This window comes from Allobosea sp. P4_H5 (assembly GCF_056400825.1).
In genome coordinates this window covers 37,270-43,733 of record NZ_JBFUKM010000021.1, presented here as the reverse complement: position 1 = coordinate 43,733, position 6,464 = coordinate 37,270, and the positions used below count along the sequence as shown (strand labels likewise).

At 67.2% G+C, this 6,464-nt stretch carries 8 protein-coding genes and 1 pseudogene; all 9 read left to right on the top strand.

Annotated elements, in window-relative coordinates; all coding sequences use genetic code 11:
* Positions 1-600: pseudogene (locus tag AC1DS0_RS29510) on the top strand (aconitate hydratase); the annotation flags it as partial.
* 191 nt (positions 601-791) lie between these two features.
* Positions 792-1,073 carry an acyl carrier protein gene (locus tag AC1DS0_RS29505; protein ID WP_057191987.1) on the top strand — a complete coding sequence of 94 codons (282 nt, stop codon included), beginning with the start codon at positions 792-794 and terminating at the stop codon, positions 1,071-1,073.
* Between the two features lie 90 nt (positions 1,074-1,163).
* Complete coding sequence (locus AC1DS0_RS29500; protein ID WP_476817770.1) at positions 1,164-1,625, top strand: 3-hydroxyacyl-ACP dehydratase FabZ family protein; 462 nt, start codon at positions 1,164-1,166, stop codon at positions 1,623-1,625.
* A 1-nt stretch (position 1,626) separates the two neighbouring features.
* Positions 1,627-2,757 carry a beta-ketoacyl-ACP synthase gene (locus AC1DS0_RS29495; protein WP_476817769.1) on the top strand — a complete coding sequence of 377 codons (1,131 nt, stop codon included), beginning with the start codon at positions 1,627-1,629 and terminating at the stop codon, positions 2,755-2,757.
* Positions 2,758-2,768: 11 nt separating this feature from the next.
* Positions 2,769-4,052 (top strand): beta-ketoacyl-ACP synthase, encoded by a 1,284-nt coding sequence (locus AC1DS0_RS29490; RefSeq protein WP_476817768.1) that lies wholly within the window; start codon positions 2,769-2,771, stop codon positions 4,050-4,052.
* The gene (locus AC1DS0_RS29485; protein WP_476817767.1) at positions 4,049-4,795 is read left to right on the top strand and encodes an SDR family oxidoreductase; all 747 of its coding nucleotides are present in this window, start codon (positions 4,049-4,051) and stop codon (positions 4,793-4,795) included. The genes AC1DS0_RS29490 and AC1DS0_RS29485 overlap by 4 nt, the downstream gene beginning before the upstream one ends.
* Positions 4,796-4,894: 99 nt before the next feature.
* On the top strand, positions 4,895-5,134 hold the full coding sequence (locus AC1DS0_RS29480; RefSeq protein ID WP_476817766.1) for a CopG family ribbon-helix-helix protein: 240 nt from the start codon (positions 4,895-4,897) through the stop codon (positions 5,132-5,134).
* On the top strand, positions 5,131-5,415 hold the full coding sequence (locus tag AC1DS0_RS29475; RefSeq protein ID WP_476817765.1) for a type II toxin-antitoxin system RelE/ParE family toxin: 285 nt from the start codon (positions 5,131-5,133) through the stop codon (positions 5,413-5,415). The genes AC1DS0_RS29480 and AC1DS0_RS29475 overlap by 4 nt, the downstream gene beginning before the upstream one ends.
* Positions 5,416-5,428: 13 nt before the next feature.
* On the top strand, positions 5,429-6,451 hold the full coding sequence (locus AC1DS0_RS29470; RefSeq protein WP_476817764.1) for a zinc-binding dehydrogenase: 1,023 nt from the start codon (positions 5,429-5,431) through the stop codon (positions 6,449-6,451).
* The last annotated feature ends 13 nt before the right edge of the window (positions 6,452-6,464 follow it).

Sequence of the window (6,464 nt, the reverse complement as noted above, 5' to 3'; positions counted from 1 at the left end):
GAGCATGGCGTCGCCGTCGCCGACTTCAACCAGTACGGCACGCGTCGCGGCAATCATGAGGTGATGATGCGCGGCACCTTCGCCAATATCCGCATCCGCAACCACATGATGGGCCAGAACGGGCGCGAAGGCGGCTACACCATCCACTATCCCAGCAAGGAAGAGCTGCCGATCTACGATGCGGCGATGCGCTACCAGGCCGAGAAGGTGCCGCTGGTGATCTTTGYCGGCGTCGAATACGGCAACGGCTCCTCGCGTGACTGGGCCGCCAAGGGCACCAACCTGCTCGGCGTCAAGGCGGTGATCGCTCAGAGCTTCGAGCGCATCCACCGCTCCAACCTCGTCGGCATGGGCGTCGTGCCGTTCACGCTGCAGGACGGCACCAGCTGGGCCTCGCTCGGCCTCAAGGGCGACGAGAGCGTGACGATCAAGGGCTTGGCCACCGTCAAGCCGCGCCAGACGCTCGAAGCCGAGATCACCTATGCCGACGGCAAGGTGAAGAAGGTTCCGATCCTCTGCCGTATCGATACGCTGGACGAGCTCGACTACTTCAAGAACGCCGGCATCCTGCACTACGTGCTGCGCGGCATCGCCGCTTAAGGCTCGGCGAAGATAATACTGGACGCCCGGCCAAAAGCCGGGCGTCTCTCTTTGGTCGTGACGGTTGTCCTATCCTGCACGCAGGTGTAAGGGGGCGGTCACAGCCATCCTCGGCGGGGGGCTTGGGGCAGGCGCGGGGCGAACGCGCCCGGACGCCATCCGCCATCATCATCCACGACGGGAGCACCCGCATGTCCGCCACGTTCGAGACGGTCGCCGGCATCATTTCGGAAACTTGCGACATTCCTCGCGAGAAGATCACACCCCAAAGCCACGCGATCGAAGATCTCGGCATCGACTCCCTCGCCTTCCTCGACATCGCCTTCGCGATCGACAAGGCCTTCGGCATCAAGCTGCCGCTGGAGCAGTGGACCCAGGAGGTCAACGAGGGCAAAGCGCCGGCCGAGCAGTATTTCGTGCTCGAGAACCTGTGCAAGCGTATCGACGACCTCGTCGCCGCCAAGGCCGCCTGAGCGCATCCCGGCCCGCCGGGGCCATCGCTGGACGTTAAGACGCCGCAAGCGGGGCCTGACCCCGATCGCGGCGAGACGGGTTGAAACCGCATGCGCCTCGAATATTTCGACATGATCGACAAGGTCGAGAGTTTCGATCCGGCGGCGAAGCGGATCCTGACCCGCTCGACCGTTCCGGCGGCAAGCCCGGTCTTCGAGGGCCATTTCCCCGGCCACCCGCTCGTTCCCGGCGTCCTGCTCACCGAAACCATGGCGCAGGCCTCCGGCTATCTTCTGCTCGGGCTCAACGGCCTGACGCAGATGCCTTTCCTGATGATGGTTGACAAGGCGCGCTTCCGCACGTTCGTCGAACCGAACGCAGTGCTCGACGTCAGCGCCGAACTCGTCCACGAGGGCTCCGGCTACGCCGCGACGAAGGCGAAGATCGCCATTGCCGGCAAGCCGATCTGCGATGCTGAACTGCGCTTCCGCCTGATGCCCTTCCCCGCCGATATGCGCACATTGATGCAAAGCCGCATCACCGCCATCGGCCTCTCCCCGGAGGCAGCCTGACATGGTCCGCGACGTCGTCATCACCGGCATCGGCCTCGCCTCCAGCCTCGGCGAGGGCATCGAGGCGCACGCGCAGGCGCTCGCCTCCAATGCCGCTCCCGCTGTCGATACCCGGAGCTTCGCGCCTTACCCGCTGCATCCGCTGAAGCCACTCGAGCTCGACAAGCAGATCCCCAAGAAGTCCGACCAGCGCCAGATGGAGCCCTGGCAGCGCCTCGGCGTCTATGCCGCCGGCCTTGCCCTCGACGATGCCGGGCTGAAGGACGATGCCGAAGCCAAGAGCCAGCTCCAGGTCATCGTCGCCGCCGGCGGCGGCGAACGCGACCATGCTGTCGACGCCGCCGTGCTGGCCGGCCTGCGCAACGCCAACCAGCCCGGCGCCTTCCTCAACGAACGGCTGATGGGTGATCTCAGGCCAACCTTGTTCCTGGCCCAGCTTTCCAACCTGCTCGCCGGCAATATTGGCATCGTCCACGGGATCACCGGCGCCTCGCGCACGCTGATGGGCGAGGAGCAGGCCGGCGTCGACGCGATCCGTACCGCCCAGGCCCGGATCGCGGCCCGCCAGGCCGACATCATCCTCGTCGGCGGCGCCTACAACGCCGAGCGCCGCGACATGCTGCTGCTGTTCGAGCTCGGCGGCTTCCTGCGCTCTGCCGATTTCGCACCGGTCTTCGCTCGCAGCGAGGCGCCCGGCATGATCACCGGCAGCGCCAGCGCCTTCCTCGTGCTCGAATCGGCCGAGCGCGCCGCGGCGCGCGGCGCCAGGGCGCATGCGCGCCTCAGCCATGCCGGCGCTCATCGCAGCCGCCGCCAGCCCGGCTCGGTCGCCAAGGCGCTCGACGAACTGCTCGCCGGCTTCGGCCCGATCGGCGCCGACGCGCTGGCGATCTCGGCTGCGACCGGCTGCGCCGAAATCACCGACGAAGAAGCCGCTGCCATCGCCAAGGCCGCCCCGAAGGCGCGCCGCATCGCCACCGGCGACCTCGTCGGCCATTCCATCGAAGCGGCCTTCCCGGTCTCGGTCGCGCTCGCCGCGTCCGCGCTCTCGACCGGCGCGGCAAATGAGGCGATCGTCACCGGCGCCGCACATTGGCGCGGCGAAGGCGCCGCCCGTCTGGTCAAGGCTTAAGGAGAGGCGTCATGGGTGCAAACCATCGCGACAGCCAGGGCCGGCCGATCGTCGCCGTCACCGGCCTCGGCATCGTCACCTCGCTCGGCCAGGGCAAGGACGCCAATTGGGAGGCCCTGACCGCGGGCCGCTCCGGCATCCACCGGATCGAGCGCTTCCCGACGGAAGGCCTGCGCACCACCATCGCCGCGACCGTCGACTTCCTGTTCGACGGCTCCTTTGCCGCCCCCGAACTCTCCGAGAAGCTCGCCACCCTCGCCGCCGAGGAAGCGGTGGTGCAGAGCGGTCTCGGCGCCGCCGGTGATTTCCCGGGCGAACTCTTCATGGCGGTGCCGCCGGTCGAGATGGAATGGCCGCAGAAGCAGGAACTGGCGCAGGCCGTCGAGGGCGATCCTGATTACGACGCGCTCCTGCGCGTCGCCGCCCGCCACAAGCACCAGGCGATGCACGAGCTCTTCCTGTTCGGCGGCGTCGCCGAGCACATCGCCGAGAAATTCGGCACCAAGGGTTCGCCGATTTCGCTCTCGACCGCCTGCTCCTCGGGCGCGACCGCGATCCAGATGGGCGTCGAGGCGATCCGTCGAGGCGAGACCGAGGCCGCGCTCTGCATCGGCACCGACGGCTCGGTCCATGCCGAGGCGCTGATCCGCTTCTCGCTGCTCTCGGCCCTCTCGACCCAGAACGACCCGCCGGAGGCCTCCGCCAAGCCGTTTTCCAAGAACCGTGACGGTTTCGTCATGGGCGAGGGCGCCGGCGCGCTGGTGCTGGAGGATTACGACCACGCCCTGGCGCGCGGCGCCACCATCCTCGGCATCGTCGCCGGCTGCGGCGAGCGCGGTGACGGCTTCCACCGTACCCGCTCGAGCCCGGACGGCAAGCCGGCGATCCTCGCCATGCAGGACGCGCTCGCCGACGCAGGCCTCACCCCTGATGATGTCGACTACATCAACGCGCACGGCACCTCGACGCCGGAGAACGACAAGATGGAGGCGATGAGCTGCTCCGCCGTCTTCGGCGAGCGCATGGCGAATCTCCCGATCTCCTCGAACAAGTCGATGCTCGGCCATACGCTGACCGCGGCCGGTGCGGTCGAGGCGGTGATCTCGCTCATGACCATCGCCAATGGCCGGATACCGCCGACGATCAACTACAGCACGCCCGATCCGGCGATCGCGCTCGACGTCATTCCGAACGAGGCCCGCGACGCCAAGGTCCGTACCGTTCTGTCGAACTCCTTCGGCTTCGGCGGCCAGAACACCTGCCTCGTCCTGACGGCGGGGCCGAACGCAGCATGACCAGGGTTCTCGTCACCGGCGGCGCCAAGGGCGTCGGCGCCGCGATCGTGCGGGCGCTCGTGGCCGATGGCCACGATGTCGACTTCACCTATCGCTCCTCCGGCGAGCAGGCGCAGGCCCTTGCCGCCGAGATCGCGGAGGCCGCGCCCGGCCGCATTGTGCGCGCTCTGCCGCTCGATCTCTCCGACAAGGCCGCGCTCGACGCTTTCTGCGAGCAGTGCGAGGGCGAGGCCTGGTTCGGCCTCGTCCACAATGCCGGCCAGCCCTATGACACGCTCGCCGCCATGCTGGTGCAGGACAAGGCGGAAGCGGCGATGCAGGTCAATTTCTGGGCCTTCACCCGTCTCGCCAAGAGCCTGATGCGCGGCATGATCCGGGCCAAGGCCGGCCGCATCGTCGCGATCGGCTCTGTCGCGGCGCTGCGCGGCAATCCCGGCAATGCCGCCTATGCCGCCTCCAAGGGCGCGCTGATCTCCTATGCCAGGACGCTCGCGGTCGAGACCGGCAAGCGCGGCGTCACCGTCAACGTGATCGCGCCAGGCTTCGTCGACACCGACATGATGGCGCCCTACGCCGCCTATCGCGACAAGATGGAAAGCCAGATCCCGGCCGGCCGCTTCGCCAGGCCGGAGGAGGTCGCTGGTCTCGCCGCTTTCCTGATGAGCCCGCCTGCCGCCTACATCACCGGCACGGTCCTGCCGATCGATGGCGGCCTGACCGCCCATCTCGGCGTGCACCGCTAAGGGCGTGCTCCAAAGCTTCACGTGAAACATGGTAAACGCACCGCGCTTGGCGCTGCGCTGCAAACTGCCTATGTTCAGCGTGAACCGGAGTGAACCAGCATGACCGCCGCTTTCACCATCCGCCTCGACGACGAGACCCTCGCCAAGCTCGACGCGCTGGCGGCGGACACCGACCGCTCGCGCAACTGGCTCGCCGCCAAGGCAATCGAATCCTATGTCGAGCTCAATGCTTGGCAGATCGAGCAGATCAAAGAAGGTATCGCCGAGGCTGATCGTGGCGAATTCGCCACGGAGGAAGAGGTCGAAGCCGTCTTCGCGAAGTACCGGACGAAGGCGTGAAGCTTCTCTGGACGAGGCGGGCTCTCGCCGAGATCGATGAGATCTTCGTTTATGCCGCCGCCGACAGCCCCATGGCAGCACAACGTCTCGCGCTTCTGATCGAAGCCAAGGCGCGGTTACTGATCGATCAGCCAAGTATGGGGCGGCCTGGCCGTGTTGACGGCACTCGCGAATTCGTGGTGACGGGTACGCCCTACATCCTTCCCTATCGCGTCCGCGACGGACGCGTCGAAATCCTCGCTGTCCTGCATGCTTCCCGGCAATGGCCGGACCAGCTCTGAAAGACCACGACCCATGCTCTCGCTCCAGCTCCATGGCGACCGCGATCTCCGCCTTGAACAGATCGAGCCGCCGCCGCCGCCGGCCGCCGGCGAGGTCCAGATCCGCGTGCGCGCTGTCGGACTGAACTATCTCGACCTCTGGGGCTTCCGCGGCATGGCCTTCGCCAAGCGCAAGATGCCGCAGGCGGCCGGCGTCGAGGCGGCCGGCGAGGTCGTCGCGGTCGGCGAGGGCGTCTCGCGCTTCCGCGAGGGCGATACCGTGACCATGTACGGCGCCGAGACCTGCGGCCACTGCAAGGCCTGCCGCGAGGGTCGCGACAATCTCTGCGAGAACGTCGCCGGCATCATGGGCTTCCATATCGACGGCTTCGCCCGCGAATTGATCAACCGGCCCGAACGCCTGGTGATCAAGGCGCCGAAAGGCGTCTCCTTCGAGGACGCCGCCTGCGCGCCGATCGGCTTCGGCACGGTCCAGCACATGTTGTTTGACAATGCGAAGCTGGAGCCGGGCGAGTCGGTGCTGGTCCATGCCGGTGGCTCCGGCATCGGCACCGCGGCGATCCTGATGGCCAAGGCGATCGGCTGCACCGTCTACACCACCGTCGGCGACGACGAGAAGGGCGCGAAGGCCAAGGCGCTGGGCGCCGATTTCGTCGTCAACTACAAGACCGAGCGCTTCGAGGGCGAGGTCCGCCAGCTGACCAAGCGCAAGGGCGTCGACGTCGTCTTCGAGCATGTCGGCGCCGACACCTGGAACGGCTCGCTGCTCTGCCTGAAGCGCGGTGGCCGCCTCGTCACCTGCGGCGCGACCTCGGGCGCCTCGACGACGATGAACCTGATGCAGCTCTTCCAGCAGCAATACCGCATCACCGGCTCCTTTGGCTGCCGGATCGAGAACATCGCGCAATCGCTGGAGAAGATGGCTGCAGGCATGAAGCCGGTGATCGATTCGGTCTTCCCGCTGGCGCAGTTCGAGCAGGGCCTCGCCCGGATCGAAGGCCGCAAGGTCTTCGGCAAGGTCATGGTCACGCTCTGAGCGACCCTTTGAG